Genomic DNA, 807 nt, shown 5'->3' with positions numbered 1-807 from the left:
CCGCCAATCTGGTGTTGAACATCCACAACAACGACGATCCGGTGACCATCAGTGGGCTGGATGTTTACGGCGGCGAACTCACCGTCTACGAGAAAAACCTCAGCGACGGCAGCAACCCGAATACCCCGGCGCTGACGCAAAACGGCACTTTCACTATCACTGCCCTCGACGGTGTGCAGACGCTGGATATCGGTGGTCTGCATGTGGTCGTCGGTGGCGTGGCCGCCGGTTTCCCGCAATCCATCGTCACCCCATTGGGCAGCACGCTGACCATCACCGGGTTCGACGCCACCACCGGCGTGGTCAGTTACAGCTACACCCTGGTCGATAACGAAGCGCATCCAACCGCTAACGGCGCCAACACGCTGTCCGAGCAGTTCGCCGTCACCGTGGTCGACGACAACGGCACCACTGCCAACGCCAACCTCGACGTCAACATCGTCGACGATTTGCCAAAAGGCGTGAACGACAGCAACGCCGGCACGGCCTCGGAAACCCTGCTCACCCTCAACGGCAAYGTGCTRACCAACGACGTGCAGGGCGCCGACCGCGTGCCGACCGGCCCCAACGCCGGSCCGATCACTGCCGGCACCTTCACCGGCACTTACGGCACGTTGGTGCTGAATGCCAACGGCACGTACACCTACACCCTGAACACCAGCGATGCCGACTTCAAAGCGCTGCACGGCAATGGCAACGGCACCGAGAACTTCACTTACACCATCACCGATGCTGACGGCGATACCAGCACCGCCAATCTGGTGTTGAACATCCACAACAACGACGATCCGGTGACCATCAGTGGGC

At 61.1% G+C, this 807-nt stretch carries 1 protein-coding gene; it reads left to right on the top strand.

Annotation, left to right across the window (positions count from 1 at the left end; genetic code table 11):
- Positions 1-807, top strand: an 807-nt coding sequence (locus tag BMS17_RS29485; protein WP_218191612.1) for a VCBS domain-containing protein, incomplete at both ends; no start/stop codon positions are given.

It is taken from the genome of Pseudomonas sp. C9 (assembly GCF_002000165.1).
Classification (GTDB): domain Bacteria; phylum Pseudomonadota; class Gammaproteobacteria; order Pseudomonadales; family Pseudomonadaceae; genus Aquipseudomonas.
Note: the sequence above shows the minus strand (reverse complement) of the source record. Positions and strands in the feature narration are given on the sequence as shown.